Below are 14340 nucleotides of genomic sequence, written 5' to 3'. Positions count from 1 at the left end.
CATCGACGTCGTCACAGGTGGTGGGTTACTTCCTGGCCGGATTCAAAACCCGTCCAGTGTGAGTTCGAATCTCACCGGGGGCACACAGTATCTACACGAGCTTCACCCCGAGCTGGGTGATGTCGAACAGTGCCAGGTGTGGCAGTGCGTCCAAAAGGTCGATATCTGTGCGTCGAGTGGGCGCGGCCCGGCTTTGCCTAGTTCCGCGATCGATGCCCATGCCTTGGTCTTGCTCCCTTCGAGTTCGTTGAAGCTTTCCGTGGAAAGCCTTGGCGTCTTCCCGTACATACATGGCTTTCCGGTGCCGGTTTCGGAGCGATGAAAGCGGGGTATCGCTCGACACAGAGGATCAAGGGACGAGGCGGTGAGGATGTGGCCACAGCCGACCCGGCTGTCGAGGCGTACACGATCGATCTGCGTGTGGACGGGATCGCGTACCGGTCGACCGTAGATCCCCGTCGAACCTTGCTGGACCTGGTGCAAGAGCACCTCGATGTGCACAGTGTGAAAAAAGGATGCGATCACGGCCAGTGTGGAGCCTGCACGGTTCTGCTCGACGGCCGCCGGATACTGGCCTGCCTGGTGCTCGCCGTGACCTGCGAAGGCGCCGATGTCACCACGGCCGCCGGTATGGCCGCCGAGGGTGACTTGAATCCGTTGCAAAAGGCTTTTCTGGCGTGTGACGCCTAGCAATGCGGCTACTGCACCCCTGGGCAGATCTGCTCGGCGGCGGGATTGCTGGCGGAATTCCGCGACGGTTCGCCCAGTCATGTCACCACGCCGGTGACCGCGGCTCCACAGTGGACGGAAGCCGAAGTCGCCGAACGGATGAGCGGCAACCTCTGCCGTTGCGGCGCCTACGACGGCATCGTCGCGGCCATCCACCGGACGGGGGCGAGTGAATGAGACCGTTCACCTTCACCCGGGCGGCCACCGCCGCCGACGCCGTGCAAACCGTGGCATGCGACCCCACAGCGGTCTTCCTGGGCGGCGGGACCAACCTGGTCGACCATCTGAAGCTCGGTATCACGCACCCGGCCCGCGTCGTCGACGTCACCGGTGTCATCTCCACAGAAATTCACGAGAGCGGCGACGGTTGCTTGGTGATCGGGGCTGGCGTGCGCAACAGCGATCTGGCGGCCGACCGTCGTGTGCTCGAGCGGTATCCCGTCCTGGCCGAGGCACTGTTGTCGGGTGCCTCACCGCAGCTGCGGAATATGGCGACCGTCGGCGGAAATCCTTTGCAGCGCACTCGATGCGTGTACTTCCAGGACGTCACGACGCCGTGCAACAAGCGATCACCCGGCTCCGGCTGTTCCGCACTCGACGGTTACACGCGTCACCACGCGATCCTCGGGGCGTCCGAACGGTGCGCCGCGACACATCCATCGGACATGGCGGTCGCGTTGTCGGTGCTGGAGGCGCAGGTGCGCGTACTCGGTCCGTCGGGCACGCGAAGCGTCCCGTTCGTCGAATTGCACCGGCTGCCGGGTGACCATCCGGAACACGACACCGTGCTGGAGCACGGCGAGCTCATCACCGAAATCAGCCTGCCCGCCCCCTGGACCCGCCGGTCGGCCTACCGCAAGGTCCGAGATCGGGCCTCCTATACCTTCGCGCTCGTTTCCGTCGCCGCCGCGATGTCCGAATCGGACGGAAAGATCGACGATGTCAGGATCGCTTTCGGGGGAGTGGCGCACAAACCCTGGCGCGCGCTCCGTGCCGAAGAGGTCCTCCGCGGCGGAAGGCCCGATGACCACCTTTTCCGGATGGCCGCCGAGGCCGAACTCGCCGACGCGCGTCCGTTGGACGGTCTCGATGGCGGCAACGCGTTCAAGATCCCGCTCGCGGCGCGCACCATGGCCGCGGTACTGCGAGACCTGACGGCCAGGGAGGGTGAAGGATGACCGGACTGCTGGAGCCGCGTGCGATCGGCCAGGCCCGGACTCGCGACGACGGACGGAAGAAGGTCACCGGCACGGCCCCGTATGCCTACGAAGCCCAGGTCGAGCGGCCCGCGTACGGCCATCTCATTCAGGCCGACGTCGCCAGGGGCGAATGCGTCCGGTTCGATACCGGAAAAGCGGAAGCCCTCGAAGGTGTTCTCCGCGTGATCACGCCCTTGACCGCGGAGCGGCTCGCCTCGACCGAAGACGCCGAACTGGCGGTCCTGCAGGATCGGGATGTCGCCTTCCGCGGTCAGGTGATCGCCCTCGTGCTGGCCGAGACCTCGGAAATCGCGCGGCACGCCGCCGGACTGGTGGACGTGGAGTACGACGCCCAGCCGTACGACACCCGGTTCGCGGCGGACCGATCCGACCTGTACAAGCCGGACATCCTCAACGCGGATTTCCCGTCCGACACTTCCGAAGGCGACGTCGAGACCGCGCTCCACGACGCCGCGGTGACCGTGACCGAGACCTACACGACGGCGATGTACCACAACAACCCCCTGGAACCGCACGCCACCACCGCGTTGTGGGACAACGAAACACTGACCTTGTGGGACTCGACCCAAGGCGTTCACCCGATGCGGTCCACGGTCGCGGAAGTGTTCGGATTGCCCGGCGAGCGGGTCCGGGTGATCTGCCCTTACGTCGGCGGCGGCTTCGGATCGAAAGGCACTCCGCACGCCAACGTGGTGCTCGCGGCGATGGCCGCACGGGCCCTGCCCGGACGGCCGGTCAAACTGGCGGTGACCCGGCAGCAGATGTTCAGCCTCACCGGTTATCGCACCCCCACGATTCAGCGCGTCCGGCTCGGCGCCGACCGCGACGGCAGGCTGCGGGCCCTCAGCATGGACGTCGTCGAACAGACGTCGCGGATCAAGGAGTACGCCGAACAGACCGCCGCACCCACGCGGATGATGTACGCCGTACCGAACCGGGCGACTTCTCATCGATTGGCCGCGCTCGATGTGCCGGTGCCGTCTTGGATGCGTGCGCCGGGCGAATGTCCCGGTATGTTCGGCCCCGAAGTCGCGATGGACGAACTCGCCGTCGCGCTCGGCCTCGATCCCATCGAGTTGCGCGTGCTCAACGAACCGGAGCGCGATCCCGAGACCGGCAACCCGTTCTCCAGCCGTCACCTTGTGGCTTGCCTGCGGACGGGCGCCGAACGCTTCGGATGGACGGAACGGGATCCCCGCCCCGGCAGTCGGCGAGAAGGTCGATGGCTGATCGGCACGGGCGTGGCCGCCTCCGTTCACCCGGCGAAGCGCATGCCCGGTTCCACCGCCGTGATCCGGTTCGAGAACGGCCGCTACACCGCGGAGATCGGCGCCGCCGACCTGGGCACCGGCGCGTGGACGGTCCTGCCGCAGATCACCGCCGACGCACTGGACGTGGCCACTGAATCGGTCGACGTCCGCATCGGTGACACGGTCTACCCGGCCGCGACCGTTGCCGGCGGGTCCACCGGGACCGCGTCCTGGGGGTCGGCCCTCGTCGCGTCCGCGCGGGCGTTCCGGGACAAGTTCGGTACCGAGCCCGACGAGGGTGACGAAATCAGTGCCGACACTCCGGGCAATCCGGCCGAAGACGACTACGCGATGTATGCGTTCGGCGCGCAGTTCGCCGAGGTACGGGTCGACGCCGACACCGGGGAAATACGGGTGTCACGACTCCATGGCACCTTTGACGCGGGACGCATCATCAACCCCGTCACGGCGCGATCGCAGTTCCTCGGCGGAATGACGATGGGTCTTTCCATGGCGTTGCACGAGAACAGCGTCCTGGACCCGCGTTTCGGGCATGTCGTCAACCACGATCTCGCCGAGTACCACATCGCGACCAACGCGGACGTCGAAGACCTGCGCGCCGAATGGCTCGACGAGGTCGATCCTCGCGTGAACCCCATGGGCAGCAAAGGAATCGGTGAAATCGGCATCGTCGGTACCGCGGCGGCCATCGCCAACGCCGTCCATCACGCCACCGGCGTCCGCGTCCGCGACCTGCCGATCACCCTGGACAAACTGCTGCCCGGTCTGCCGGACGCCTGCCGCTGAGGCGTTGCTGCATGATGTCGAAACGATCGCGCTGCGGGTCCGTGACCAAGTCGGGAAGGGACGACTGTCTTGTCAGGAATGGCGGATGAGGTTGTCGAACTCGCCGCGGATGCCGGCGGCGAGGGCGGCGAGCCGGTCGGGGTAGCTGTCCAGGACAGCGTCGGCGCCGGTCGCGGTCAACGCGCGGTCCACGACTCGGTCGCGGCCGCGGGCGATCCGCACCGTGACACCCGCTGCCGCGGCGGTGTCGGTGGCGTGGTGCAACGCGTGGATCCCGGCCACGGTCAGGAATGTGACCGCGTCCAGGTCGATCACGATCACCCCTGGCCGCGGGACCCGCTCCAGTACCAGGGCTGCTGCCGAGGCGAGAACGGGCACCGAAGTGGAGTCCAGGTCACCGGTCAACGCGATCACCATCGCGTTCCCCGGCACCCAGGACACCCTCGCTTGGGCGGGTGTCACACCATCAGGCACCGAGCCCCATCCGTTGACCACGTCGGCCACTCACCACACCTCCGGGTTTCGCTGATCCACGACGACACCGGCTGCGCTACTGAACCGAGAACAGCCACCACGATACAAACCGCCTCGCCGTGCGTCGGAACCAACGCGGTCTTCAACTCGGCTTCTCATGGAGTAGAAGACCGTCGCCACTCCCGCGTCGCAGTGCGGTCATGATCGTGACCTGCGCGGACTCAGAGCTGTTAGGCCAAGCGGGTTACTGTCGAATCGCGGACGACGCGCAGGAAGATTCCGTGCGCGGGCCAGGTGAGTGAGCGCGAGGCAGCTTCCGGAGACCGTGGCGACGCGGTAGCGGGCGAAGACCGCACGGACGTCGGCCGGGTGGGTGACGTCGGCCTGGAGTGCGGCAGCGTGCTGGTTTCCGGCGAGGAGAAGCTCGCCGGCGGGTGCCCAGTCGGCGTTTCCCGTCAGGGCTACGGCTTCTGTCCCACACCCGCCCAGACCACCGCTTCATTCGACGAGTTGAACGACACCGGACGGGCGGTCGGGCCGGTCTCCTCCGGATGCCAGTCCGGTGTCCACACCCAGCCCGGTTCGATGATCTCGAAATCGTCGAGTAGCGCCGAGATTTGTTCACGCGTCCGTAGGATGACGTTACTGCTGCTGGATTCGTCGTACATTCGTTTGAGCTCGGCAAGGCTCTTGGATGACGCCTCTGGCACACCTTCGTCGGTTACATGTGATATCGCGATATAAGAGCCTCGCGGCAGCAGTTCTCGGAATCGAGCGACGGATTCGGGACTGGTATCGTTGCCGTCCCTGTCTGGTTGATGAAAGTGAAGTACTGCGATGAGCAGCAAGGCGATCGGCTCATCCGGGTCAAGCAATTGGGTGTCGATCGCTTGCCGCCACAGCTCGTCCGGATCGCGAAGGTCGCCCTCGACAACGGTCTGCCGGGACGCGTCACCTTCCCGATTCAGGAGCATGTTGGCGTGCGCGACCGCCACCGGGTCGTTGTCGACGTAAACGACGCGCACGTCCGGCGTCGCGCCAGCTTCGCGCTGTGCCTCGTCGGCCACCTGGTGTGTGTTGCCCGCGGTCGGGACGCCGGCGCCGATGTCGAGGAACTGTCGTACACCTCGTTTGGTCAAATGCCGGACCACCCGGTTGAGTAATTGGCGGTTGGCCAGGGCGATATCCCTCACCAGTGGAAATTTTGACCGCACGCGATCGCCGAAGTCGCGGTCTACCGCCCAGTTGGCGGTACCTCCCAGGTAATAGTCGTATACCCGAGCGACGCTCGGTCGATTCAAGTCGACACCTTCTGGTGGAACCGGATCAGACTTTCTCTCGGACATCGGCCGAGCCTCCCCGTCGTCGCCTTCCGGAATATTCTCCGATGTTAGCGAATAAGTGGGATCGCGCTCGTCGAGGGCGGATTGCTGTCGGGCCCTCGTTACAGCCAAGGCTCTCACCACCGTGAAGCCGCGTCGTGCATCTCGAGGAGGGCGGCCCTGCTGTCTTCGATGCTGAGCGCCTGCCGGAACACCTTCTCCCACTCTCCGATGTGGCTCTCGACCTGCTGACGTCCGCGATAGATCCGGGCAGGGCCGCCGGCGTACTCGTGGTAGACCATGTCCTTGCCCTGTCCGTCGAGCCTCAGGATTGTCAGGTCATGGGGCCAGTAAGCCAGGTTGGCCTCGAAGGGCACCACGTGTACGAAGAGGTGATCTGCGTAGTCGTCCATCATCCGTCGCAGATGCTGGATCTGCTCGCGGTAAAGCCCGGCCTTCCGGCCGCCGGGAAGCCGATCGAACGACGACGGGCTGAACAACGCCCGGTACCGTGGCGGCCTGTCGCTCTGAAACAGCGCTTCCCGCTCCTGGCGTGCCTCGAGCACGGATGTGAAGTCGTAAAGGGCTCCCTCGACTTCGTACTGCTTCATGATGTACGGCTCACACTGGAACAGGTTGGGAAGGCGCTCGCTGTAACAGCCGAGAATCTCCACGGCCTCGCGCTCTGCCTTCAGGAGCGTGAGGTAGTCGCGGTTCGCGAGGATCCCCGCCACGGGCCCGCCTTTCGCTTGCGCGGCCAGCATCCGGATGCGATCAGCCTCAGCGTCGGGTACCTCGTAGAAACGCAGCAATCGGGTCAAGTCTTGAGGACGGATCGCTACGAGGTCGTTCTCGATCTTGTTGATCTTCGGCTGCGTGCAATCCAGAGCTGCCGCGGCCCGCTTCTGGGGGCATCCGATCGCCTCGCGCGCTTTCTTCAGGCTTGCGCCTAGCTCCCTGCGGGCATTGACGGCCTCGCGTGACACTCCTTCTCCCCATCTCGCCTCACGAAGGAACACTCGCCCCTCTGAGGGCCACTGAAAAGATACATTCCCGTCGACCTCGTCCGTCGATCGGGTCGTGTGAAATGCGTGACCGGGGCGCGTGCAACTGTCTGTGATGAGAGCTTAGCGCATGATGCGAGACAGGAAGGCTGTCCAGGCCTCACGGTCGAACGCCAGGGTTTCACCGCGGGCGTCCTTCGAATCCCGCACCAGGACTCCGGTGTGGAGGATTAGCAGCTCCACGCAGTTATTGTGGGGTGTTGAATAGCTGGAGCGCACCCACCGTGCCCGTCCGTCGTTGTCGTCCACGTGCCCCTGATTGATGTCAGTCATGTCCGAATCAGCCTCCCCCGAGCCTGAGCGTTGCGATTAGTCATATTCCCCGACTATTCCTGCGCGCTCATCCAGTAGATCACGCCTAGCGGTATACCCGCAGGTAGGGAGCTCGTGGGTTTCGTGGTGACGTACGCCGGAACGCAGCCAGCGGCTGCGATTGGTAGCAGGCGACTAATCGCCGACTCGGCCGAGAGTGGTAGGTGCTGCCATCTGAACAGAGCAGCATCGCGTCTCCGAAACCACCGCGTGTCGCGAGTGAGCGTAACAACGCGCCTTAAAGAGTGAACCCGTCGGCATTCAGGTAGTTCGGTCTCGCGGATAATCGCGTTTTGCCTCAGTGTATTTGCCGCGCCTATCGACCATGACCGTTCGGCGTTACGCGGCCACCGTTCAGCGCATGCGGCTTCGTCGGTCGATCGGAGCAACCAGTTCCCGGCAGACTGGCTAACGAGTCGGAATCCTGTACTAACCGCACCTGGGAAAGCTTCGTGAAAAGGAGCTCGAATAGGTGCGGCTCCCTGCTCGCAACAGGGAGCCGACTCTGCTGAACTCGCCCCTACAGAAGAGGAGTTGCAGCGTGCCCACTATAGATGGTGCGTCGCCGACTAATCCAGACGAAGCGCCGCGCGAGTCACCCCGCAAGGTGCCCCGCATCACCCTCGTCATCCATGGGTCGCCGGCTGGACTGCGGCCGACGGGCGAGCAAACAGGTGACCCGGCAACGGAAGCAAGGCCGGACTCACCGTCGGTGACGCTTCCGGAACCGGAACCGAAACACCGCAGAGACCGAAGCGGACGGCATGAGCTTGTCGACGCGACATGGTTCGGGCGGCTCGAACGCCTCCTGCAGTCCTGGCCACCCACCCTTCGTCTGGCGTTGTTGATCGCCGTCGTGCTGACCGGCACCGCGGCGATAGCCGCCACGCTGGGGATCGGTGGCCAGTTGGCGCTCATCGCGCTCAGCCTGGTCGAGCGCCGCAAACTTCGTGACCGCATGGCCCGGGGCGGCCGCACCACGCCACCGGGCAAGCGCGGCAGGAGGTAGTCGCGGTCCTTCAGCAGCGGTCGCGCGCGCCGTGAGAGGAAATTGGACGTCTCTCACGGTCGTGTGCGAAGCGCTGCGGCGAGCTTCCTGCAAGGGGCGAATCTCGGTCGCTGAAGTCCAAGGTGATCCCGTCTGCCCGCGGAAGCCTTCAGGATTGGTGTGACGGTGAGCAGTGGCCTGTAGTACTGGTCTGGGTGCGGTTCGTCGACGGGGCGGTCTCCGGCCTGGACCCAGGCGTGCGCGCTGAAGGGGTGGGTGCGTACCCCGGTGCACCACGTCGGCCACCGGCCTCGCAGACGGCAAAGCATGACCGTGGCCAGGGAGCGCTGCAGACAGCCTTCTCCGTTGCACTGATCGCTGGTCGCCACCACGTCATTGCGGGCGGCGCGGGCCTGTTCGTACGTGGGGGGCGGGCGCCGCGTCGCAGCCGCGACAGCACCGCTTCGATGCGCGAAGGCGATTTCCGCGCCAGCCACCACCCATCGGCCACCGCCAGCAGTGCTGGAGCCCGGCGCCACCAAGCCGGTGGCGGCAGGGGGGTGACGGCCACCGGCCTGCTCATCGCGTCACCGCCAAACCCCGGGAACGCAGCACGCCTCGATCACCCGGTCGTTCAGATAGGGCAGTTCGGTCTGCGGTGCACCGAGTTCCTGGCCCATCAGCCGGTAGTAGTGCGCGGCGCTGTGGATGCGTTGCAGCGCGGCGTGCCGGCCCCGGCTCGCCGCGAGGGGATGTGCGTCGGTGGCCGCCTCGCGCATCGCGTCGGTGACCACGCGCATGGGCTGCGAGCTCGACTTCGTGGTCGTCCTGTAGGCGCGCGATGCGGATATTCGCCCGAGATCCACATCAAGTCAGAGTATTCGCTTTCTGCAGGCGTCCAATGCCCATTGTTGACGCCCGTAGTTGGCGCTGAATATCCGGTAGCAGCCGGTAAGGGTGTCTTCATGGCAGGCGTAGGTCGCCAAGTGTTCGTCAGCGCCTGAGGTGATTGCATGGTCTACGCAGTCATCGACATTGGCCGACGCGGCGGGGGCGGTGGCCCATGCTCCGACGAGCACGGCGCCTGCCACGAGGACGCGAATTACCTGCTTGGTCATGGTTTTCCCTTCAATGGGCCGGCATGATGCCGGTCGCATGAACAAGAACACCAAATGCAGCGTGAGGCGGGAAGTCCCGTCGATCTCGCGTGTCCCTGTTTGATCAGACGTCGTGGAATTCCCTGGCCTCACTCTGTTTGCGAGAGTGCGTGGACCGCCAGGGCGGGTTACAGGGAGTGTTGACTGCCGGCGTTCGCCCGGAGGGTGGGTGGTCCGCCATCTCGATGGTGTGCACCGTGTACGCGTACATGGCCGGCCGGGCTCTACTGGATGTGCCGAAACCAAAACAAGGAGAACGTCATGCTGATGCGTACCGCGTTGACCGCCCTGTTCACCGCCACCGCCGCCGCGGCGCTGATCGTGCCGGCCGCCACCGCCGCCGAGGCCGACCCAGCCGACTACGTGATCGAGTCCGCGAACGGCACGGAGCGGGTGTGGCAGCAAACGTTGTGGGACGGCGAGCCCACCATCACCGGGGACTTCCACGGCAGCGACAACCAGCACTGGATTTTCTGGGGCAATCGCACCATCCAGAACACCGGAACGGACCTGTGCGCCACCGCCCATCATGGCCGCGTCATCGGCGCGGACTGCAACGGCGACGACCCGGGACAGCGGTGGCGGATCCGCGGCGACCACAACAAGAAGCAGCTCAAGAACGAAGAAACCGGCCTATGCGCCACTTATGAGGGCCACGACGACCAGTTGAGCCTGCATACCTGCGACTGGGACCGTGTCAACCAGCGCTGGTATCTCAACATCTGACCCGCTTGGATCATCGGCGTCCTTAGCCCGCGGCGACGGTCGCGCGCACTCCGAAGAACCGGAGACGTCGCGCGCGCCGTCGCCGTGGCAGGTCTGCTCGCCAAGCCCTCGAGCCGCTCCCGTGCTGTGGCGGTCGCTGGAACCCGCCCGGCGGGCCGCTTTCACCCGCTCGTGATGGTGGCAGGGCTTGTTTCCAGGGCTTCGCGAAAAGTGTGTTCGCTCCCTCGGGTACGAGGGACCGAAATCCGAGGGTCACGGCGGTCCGCCGGGTATTCCGGTTCACGTCCGTTCCCCGAGAGAGCAGGCTGTCATGACACGACCAGGAGAACAACACTCAGCGCCCGGCACCGGCTCGCGTGGACGGCCGAGGGAAACCCGGGTTCCCGGGAAATTCCAAGCCGGAGCGACCGAGGCGCCCGGTGCTCGATCGAAGAAAAGCCGCGGTTGGATCTGGTTGGCACTGCTGGCCTTGGTGATCGTCGCGGCTCTCATCCTCACTCTGACTCAATGCGGGGGCGACCGAACAGCGAACCGTGACCAGAACACCAACGGCGCCGTACCCCCGGCTGGTTCTCAGAGCGCCCCGGCGAACTCCGTTCCTCCCGCTTCCGGGCAGCCTGGCCGGCTCACCGCGGATGGTCGCGATGTGTTCCCTCTTGCCCAAGGTGATCTCACGTCGTTCGTCGGCAAGTCCGTTTCCGGTAGCGCCGTGATGGTCCAGTCGGTGCCGGGCCCCGAAGGCTTCTGGGCAGGTGAGAACGCCGCTGACCGGGTGTGGGTGAAGCTACTGCCCTCCGGTGATTCGCCTGTGGACGTCAAACCCGGCCAGTTGCTCGACTTGACGGGCACGGTCGTGGCGAACGGGGACGGGTTCGCCGCCAAGGAACGTGTCGACGGCGCGAATGGCGCCGAACAGCTTGATCGGCAGAAAGCGCATATCGAGGTATCGCACGACCAGCCACGAGTCGTCGGTTCCCGGTGACGACGCCCCCGCCACGGCTTGGTGCCGACGACTCGAGCTCCCGGGGAGGGGACGCCGTATGGTCAACGGAATCGTTTGTGACTGCAGTGCCGAGGTGTGGTGCACCGGTGATCGCGAGCCCGCCGAATCAGCTCATGTCCTGATCGAAGTGGGTTCGGATTCAAGGCCCCCGCTTTACCTGGCACGGCGTCAACACGGGTGGTTGTGGGTGAAGGATCGGCGGCACTTGCTGTCGACGCAGGTCACCCCCTTGTCGTGGCGATGGGCGATCAGTGCCGACAACGGCGTGCCCGCGACCGTACGCCGCCTGACCGAAGACGAAATGCGATCCTGGAATTCCTGAGAGAGCCGTCGGCATTCGGGAATGCGACCGCTGTCGGCGATTGCGTGGTTATCCGCCGAATCCGGCTCCGAGGATGCTCAGCCGGGTCTCGGCCAGTACCAGCCGGGTTGTTTCGTCGTCGATGTCGGAGGGCTCGGCGCTGGTGCCTGCTGCCACGACCACGGCCGCGACATCGTGCAGCTTGGCGTTGGTGTGCTGGGAGACCTGGCGTAGCGCGGCGAACGCCCGGTCCGCGCTCCAGTTCCGCAGCAGCATGATCATGCCTTTGGCTTGCTCGATCACCGGTTGCGAGGCCAGCGCCGTGTTGAGGTGGTTGATCACGGCCTGCAGGTCAGCCGGTTCGTGGGACGTACTCACCTGAGGATTCTTGCGCACGGGCGACTTGCCTTCATGATCGCCCGCAGCGCGGGGCACTGGTGGATGGGACGTCGCCGTCCAGCGCGGACGAGCAGATCGGTTCCCGGGTTGGTGCTTCCGGAGAAAACCTCCCGCTGGATTTCCTTCGGCGGGACGAACGGGCCGCCTGCGAATCCTCCTAGGGTCGTCACCAGCGAGGCTAGGAGGCAGGGTATGCGCACGCTCTTGCGCGGCGGTCGCGTCGTCGATCCGGCCACCGGGTTCGACGGCACCGCCGACGTGCTGGTCGGCGACGGCAGGGTGCTCGCCGTCGGTTCGGGGCTGCCGCCTGCCGATGACCAGGTCGAGATCGACGTCGCCGGGTACCTCGTCGGGCCGGGGTTCATCGATCTGCACAGCCATGTGCACTCGATCGCGGGTCACCGGCTGCAGGCGATGGACGGGGTCACCACGGCACTCGACCTGGAGGCCGGGATGATGCCGGTCGGCCGGGCTTACGCGGAAGCGGGTGCGGCGGGGCGTCCGCTGCACTACGGTTTTTCCGCTTCCTGGGGGTCCGCGCGGGCGAAGGTGCTGGCAGGGGTCGAGCCGGACGCGAACTTCGCCACCGCGCTGTCCACACTGAGCGATCCGGCCTGGCAACGGTCTTCGTCGAAGCCCGAGCTGGCTGCCTGGCTGTCCCTGCTGGAGGACGAGCTGGCGGCGGGCGCGCTCGGCGTCGGCGTGCTGCTCGGGTACGCGCCTGCCAGTGACCCGGCCGAGTTCTTGGCCTTGGCGAGGCTCGCCAAGCGGGCCGGGGCACCTACGTACACGCACGTCCGCGAGCTGGTCGAGGTCGACCCGGACACGCCGGTCGACGGATCGGAGGAGATCGCGATCGCCGCCGCCGAAACCGGGGCGGCCATGCATCACTGCCACGTCAGCAGCACGTCGGGACGACATGTCGAACGGGTGCTCGCCGCGCTGGAAGCGAGCCGATCCGCCGGGTCGCGGGTGACGGTGGAGACCTATCCCTACGGGGCGGGCTGCACCGCGGTCGGCGCGTTCTTCCTCGACCCGGAGCGGCTGCGGGTGACCGGGCTCGACCCGACGCGGGTGGTGCTGCTGGAGAGCGGCGAGCGGATCGCCGACGAGAGACGGTTGCTGCAGGTCCGGGCCGAGACGCCGGGAGCGCCGTGCATTCTCGAGTCGCTCGACGAGCGGGATCCGGGAGAACGGGCGCTGCTGCACAGATCGCTCGCCTTTCCCGATGCGATCGTGGCGAGCGACGCGATGCCGACGTATTGGGCCGACGGCGCGACCGAGAGCACTCGATGGCCGCTTCCACCGGGCGGGATGACACATCCGCGTACGGCGGGGACGTTCTCGAAATCGCTTCGGCTGATGGTGCGCGAGACCGGCGCCTGGACCTGGCCGGAAGCGTTCCGCCGCTGCTCCTACCTGCCCGCGCGGGTGCTGGACGAGGTCGCGCCCGCCGCGCGGGCGAAAGGCAGGCTGGACGTCGGCGCGGACGCGGACATCGTCGTCCTCGACCCGGCCACCATCACCGACACCGCCACGTATTTCGACCCGACCAGGCCTTCGATCGGCGTCCGGCACCTCTTCGTCTCGGGCACGCCGGTGGTCCGCGACGGGCAGCTGCTCACCGACGCGTTCCCCGGCAGGCCGCTGCGGGGTGAACCGCGGTGACACGAGGAAATCTTGTGCGGAAAGGCCCGGACCTCTGCCGGGAAGCGGTTGCGGCCGCGCGTGTCGCGGCCGCGGCATCGGGGGTCGAGATCCGGGAGATCACCGAGATCGCGCAGATGTCCGCGGTGGCGGTGATGTTCGAGACGATCTGGCAGACCGCGCCGGCCGCCCGGCCGGTGAGCACGGAGCTGCTGCGCGCGTTGTCCGCGGCGGGGAACTACGCGGCGGGCGCGTATGACGGCGATGAACTCGTCGGCGCCTGTGTCGGATTCTTCGGGGACCCCGGAAGGAAGAGTCTGCACAGCCATATCGCCGGTGTGGCGCGGGCCGGTGCCGGCCGGGGAATCGGCTACGCGCTGAAAGTGCATCAGCGGGCTTGGACCCTGGCGAGGAACGTCTCGGTGATCGAGTGGACCTTTGATCCGCTGGTGTGCCGCAACGCCTATTTCAACCTCGGCAAACTCGGTGCGGTCCCGGTGCGGTACCTGCCGGATTTCTACGGGCCGCTGGACGACGGCATCAACGGTTCCGGTGCCACCGACCGGCTCCTGGTTTCGTGGGAGCTGACCAGCCCGGCGGTCCGGACCGATGCGAAGGCGATGATCGGCGACGGGGCCGCGGTGGCGCTTTCGACGGACGCGAAAGGCGGCCCGGTGACCGGCGCTGCCGATACCCCTGTCGTGCTCGTCGCTGTTCCGCCCGATATCGAAACCGTGCGCCGCACCGACCCCGGCCGGGCGGCCGCGTGGCAGGACGCGGTGCGCGAAGTCCTGGGCGGGCTGCTGGCCGCCGGGGGCCGGGTGGCCGGCTTCGACCGGGCCGGCTGGTACGTGCTTTCCCTGGAGGATCGGTGAAACTCGGTTCGTAGCCGGGCGTCGGATCCGTGAAGTTATATTTCGTCAGATCGAACCGACCGGATC

15 protein-coding genes and 1 pseudogene are annotated in these 14340 nt (G+C 66.3%); 8 read left to right on the top strand and 8 right to left on the bottom strand.

Annotation, left to right across the window (positions count from 1 at the left end):
- The first annotated feature begins 372 nt into the window (after positions 1-372).
- From HDA45_RS07205 to HDA45_RS07195, 3 genes and pseudogenes are all read left to right on the top strand, one after another.
- Positions 373-906 (top strand): annotated as a pseudogene (locus HDA45_RS07205) ((2Fe-2S)-binding protein).
- On the top strand, positions 903-1907 hold the full coding sequence (locus HDA45_RS07200) for an FAD binding domain-containing protein (protein ID WP_184893051.1): 1005 nt from the start codon (positions 903-905) through the stop codon (positions 1905-1907). Before HDA45_RS07205 ends, HDA45_RS07200 begins: the two are co-directional and overlap by 4 nt.
- A complete protein-coding gene (locus HDA45_RS07195; protein WP_184893049.1) occupies positions 1904-4006 on the top strand; it encodes a xanthine dehydrogenase family protein molybdopterin-binding subunit in 2103 nt (700 codons plus the stop codon). Before HDA45_RS07200 ends, HDA45_RS07195 begins: the two co-directional genes overlap by 4 nt.
- A gap of 72 nt (positions 4007-4078) precedes the next feature.
- Here HDA45_RS07195 and HDA45_RS07190 read toward each other — a convergent pair whose 3' ends face one another.
- From HDA45_RS07190 to HDA45_RS42765, 4 genes are all read right to left on the bottom strand, one after another.
- A complete protein-coding gene (locus HDA45_RS07190; protein ID WP_184893047.1) occupies positions 4079-4510 on the bottom strand; it encodes an STAS domain-containing protein in 432 nt (143 codons plus the stop codon).
- 431 nt (positions 4511-4941) lie between these two features.
- Positions 4942-5826, bottom strand: coding sequence for an SAM-dependent methyltransferase (locus tag HDA45_RS07185; RefSeq protein ID WP_184893045.1), 885 nt, complete (start codon positions 5824-5826; stop codon positions 4942-4944).
- A gap of 113 nt (positions 5827-5939) precedes the next feature.
- Positions 5940-6788 (bottom strand): Scr1 family TA system antitoxin-like transcriptional regulator, encoded by an 849-nt coding sequence (locus HDA45_RS07180; protein ID WP_184893043.1) that lies wholly within the window; start codon positions 6786-6788, stop codon positions 5940-5942.
- A gap of 141 nt (positions 6789-6929) precedes the next feature.
- The gene (locus HDA45_RS42765; protein WP_184893041.1) at positions 6930-7139 is read right to left on the bottom strand and encodes a DUF397 domain-containing protein; all 210 of its coding nucleotides are present in this window, start codon (positions 7137-7139) and stop codon (positions 6930-6932) included.
- A gap of 751 nt (positions 7140-7890) precedes the next feature.
- Here HDA45_RS42765 and HDA45_RS07170 point away from each other — a divergent pair.
- Entirely contained in the window at positions 7891-8187 is a 297-nt protein-coding gene (locus tag HDA45_RS07170) for a hypothetical protein (RefSeq protein ID WP_184893039.1), read from the top strand.
- 53 nt (positions 8188-8240) lie between these two features.
- Here the strand turns inward: HDA45_RS07170 and HDA45_RS43205 are convergent, their stop codons facing one another.
- The 3 genes from HDA45_RS43205 to HDA45_RS07155 all read right to left on the bottom strand — a co-directional run bounded on the left by HDA45_RS43205 (position 8241) and on the right by HDA45_RS07155 (position 9284).
- A complete protein-coding gene (locus HDA45_RS43205) occupies positions 8241-8663 on the bottom strand; it encodes a lasso peptide biosynthesis B2 protein (protein WP_221471037.1) in 423 nt (140 codons plus the stop codon).
- Between the two features lie 90 nt (positions 8664-8753).
- Positions 8754-8966: a hypothetical protein gene (locus tag HDA45_RS07160; protein WP_184893037.1), complete on the bottom strand. Its 213-nt coding sequence runs from the start codon at positions 8964-8966 to the stop codon at positions 8754-8756.
- A gap of 72 nt (positions 8967-9038) precedes the next feature.
- Positions 9039-9284 (bottom strand): hypothetical protein, encoded by a 246-nt coding sequence (locus tag HDA45_RS07155; RefSeq protein ID WP_184893035.1) that lies wholly within the window; start codon positions 9282-9284, stop codon positions 9039-9041.
- Positions 9285-9584: 300 nt separating this feature from the next.
- On the opposite strand from HDA45_RS07155, the gene HDA45_RS07150 reads away from it, so the two are divergent.
- Both HDA45_RS07150 and HDA45_RS07145 read left to right on the top strand, forming a co-directional pair.
- Positions 9585-10049, top strand: coding sequence for a ricin-type beta-trefoil lectin domain protein (locus HDA45_RS07150; RefSeq protein ID WP_184893033.1), 465 nt, complete (start codon positions 9585-9587; stop codon positions 10047-10049).
- Positions 10050-10503: 454 nt separating this feature from the next.
- The gene (locus HDA45_RS07145) at positions 10504-11031 is read left to right on the top strand and encodes a hypothetical protein (protein WP_184893031.1); all 528 of its coding nucleotides are present in this window, start codon (positions 10504-10506) and stop codon (positions 11029-11031) included.
- Positions 11032-11422: 391 nt separating this feature from the next.
- Here HDA45_RS07145 and HDA45_RS07140 read toward each other — a convergent pair whose 3' ends face one another.
- On the bottom strand, positions 11423-11731 hold the full coding sequence (locus HDA45_RS07140) for an ANTAR domain-containing protein (protein WP_184893029.1): 309 nt from the start codon (positions 11729-11731) through the stop codon (positions 11423-11425).
- Positions 11732-11764: 33 nt separating this feature from the next.
- Between HDA45_RS07140 and HDA45_RS07135 the strand changes: the two genes are divergently transcribed.
- Together HDA45_RS07135 and HDA45_RS07130 are read left to right on the top strand one after the other, a co-directional pair.
- On the top strand, positions 11765-13420 hold the full coding sequence (locus HDA45_RS07135; protein ID WP_343072016.1) for an amidohydrolase family protein: 1656 nt from the start codon (positions 11765-11767) through the stop codon (positions 13418-13420).
- Between the two features lie 14 nt (positions 13421-13434).
- Positions 13435-14274 carry a GNAT family N-acetyltransferase gene (locus tag HDA45_RS07130; protein WP_184893025.1) on the top strand — a complete coding sequence of 280 codons (840 nt, stop codon included), beginning with the start codon at positions 13435-13437 and terminating at the stop codon, positions 14272-14274.
- Positions 14275-14340: the final 66 nt, after the last annotated feature.

Origin of the sequence: Amycolatopsis umgeniensis, assembly GCF_014205155.1 — a bacterium.
Classification (GTDB): domain Bacteria; phylum Actinomycetota; class Actinomycetes; order Mycobacteriales; family Pseudonocardiaceae; genus Amycolatopsis; species Amycolatopsis umgeniensis.
The sequence above is the reverse complement of the archived record's forward strand: the minus strand, read 5'-3'. Positions and strand labels throughout refer to the sequence as shown.

Bases quoted from the DNA above. Each gene is read 5' to 3' on its own strand.
- HDA45_RS07160 (WP_184893037.1), bottom strand. From the start codon at position 8,966: ATGCGCGTGGTCACCGACGCGATGCGCGAGGCGGCCACCGACGCACAT.
- HDA45_RS07135 (WP_343072016.1), top strand. From the start codon at position 11,765: ATGATCGCCCGCAGCGCGGGGCACTGGTGGATGGGACGTCGCCGTCCA.
- HDA45_RS07200 (WP_184893051.1), top strand. From the start codon at position 903: ATGAGACCGTTCACCTTCACCCGGGCGGCCACCGCCGCCGACGCCGTG.
- HDA45_RS07195 (WP_184893049.1), top strand. From the start codon at position 1,904: ATGACCGGACTGCTGGAGCCGCGTGCGATCGGCCAGGCCCGGACTCGC.
- HDA45_RS42765 (WP_184893041.1), bottom strand. From the start codon at position 7,139: ATGACTGACATCAATCAGGGGCACGTGGACGACAACGACGGACGGGCA.
- HDA45_RS07150 (WP_184893033.1), top strand. From the start codon at position 9,585: ATGCTGATGCGTACCGCGTTGACCGCCCTGTTCACCGCCACCGCCGCC.
- HDA45_RS07185 (WP_184893045.1), bottom strand. From the start codon at position 5,826: ATGTCCGAGAGAAAGTCTGATCCGGTTCCACCAGAAGGTGTCGACTTG.
- HDA45_RS07155 (WP_184893035.1), bottom strand. From the start codon at position 9,284: ATGACCAAGCAGGTAATTCGCGTCCTCGTGGCAGGCGCCGTGCTCGTC.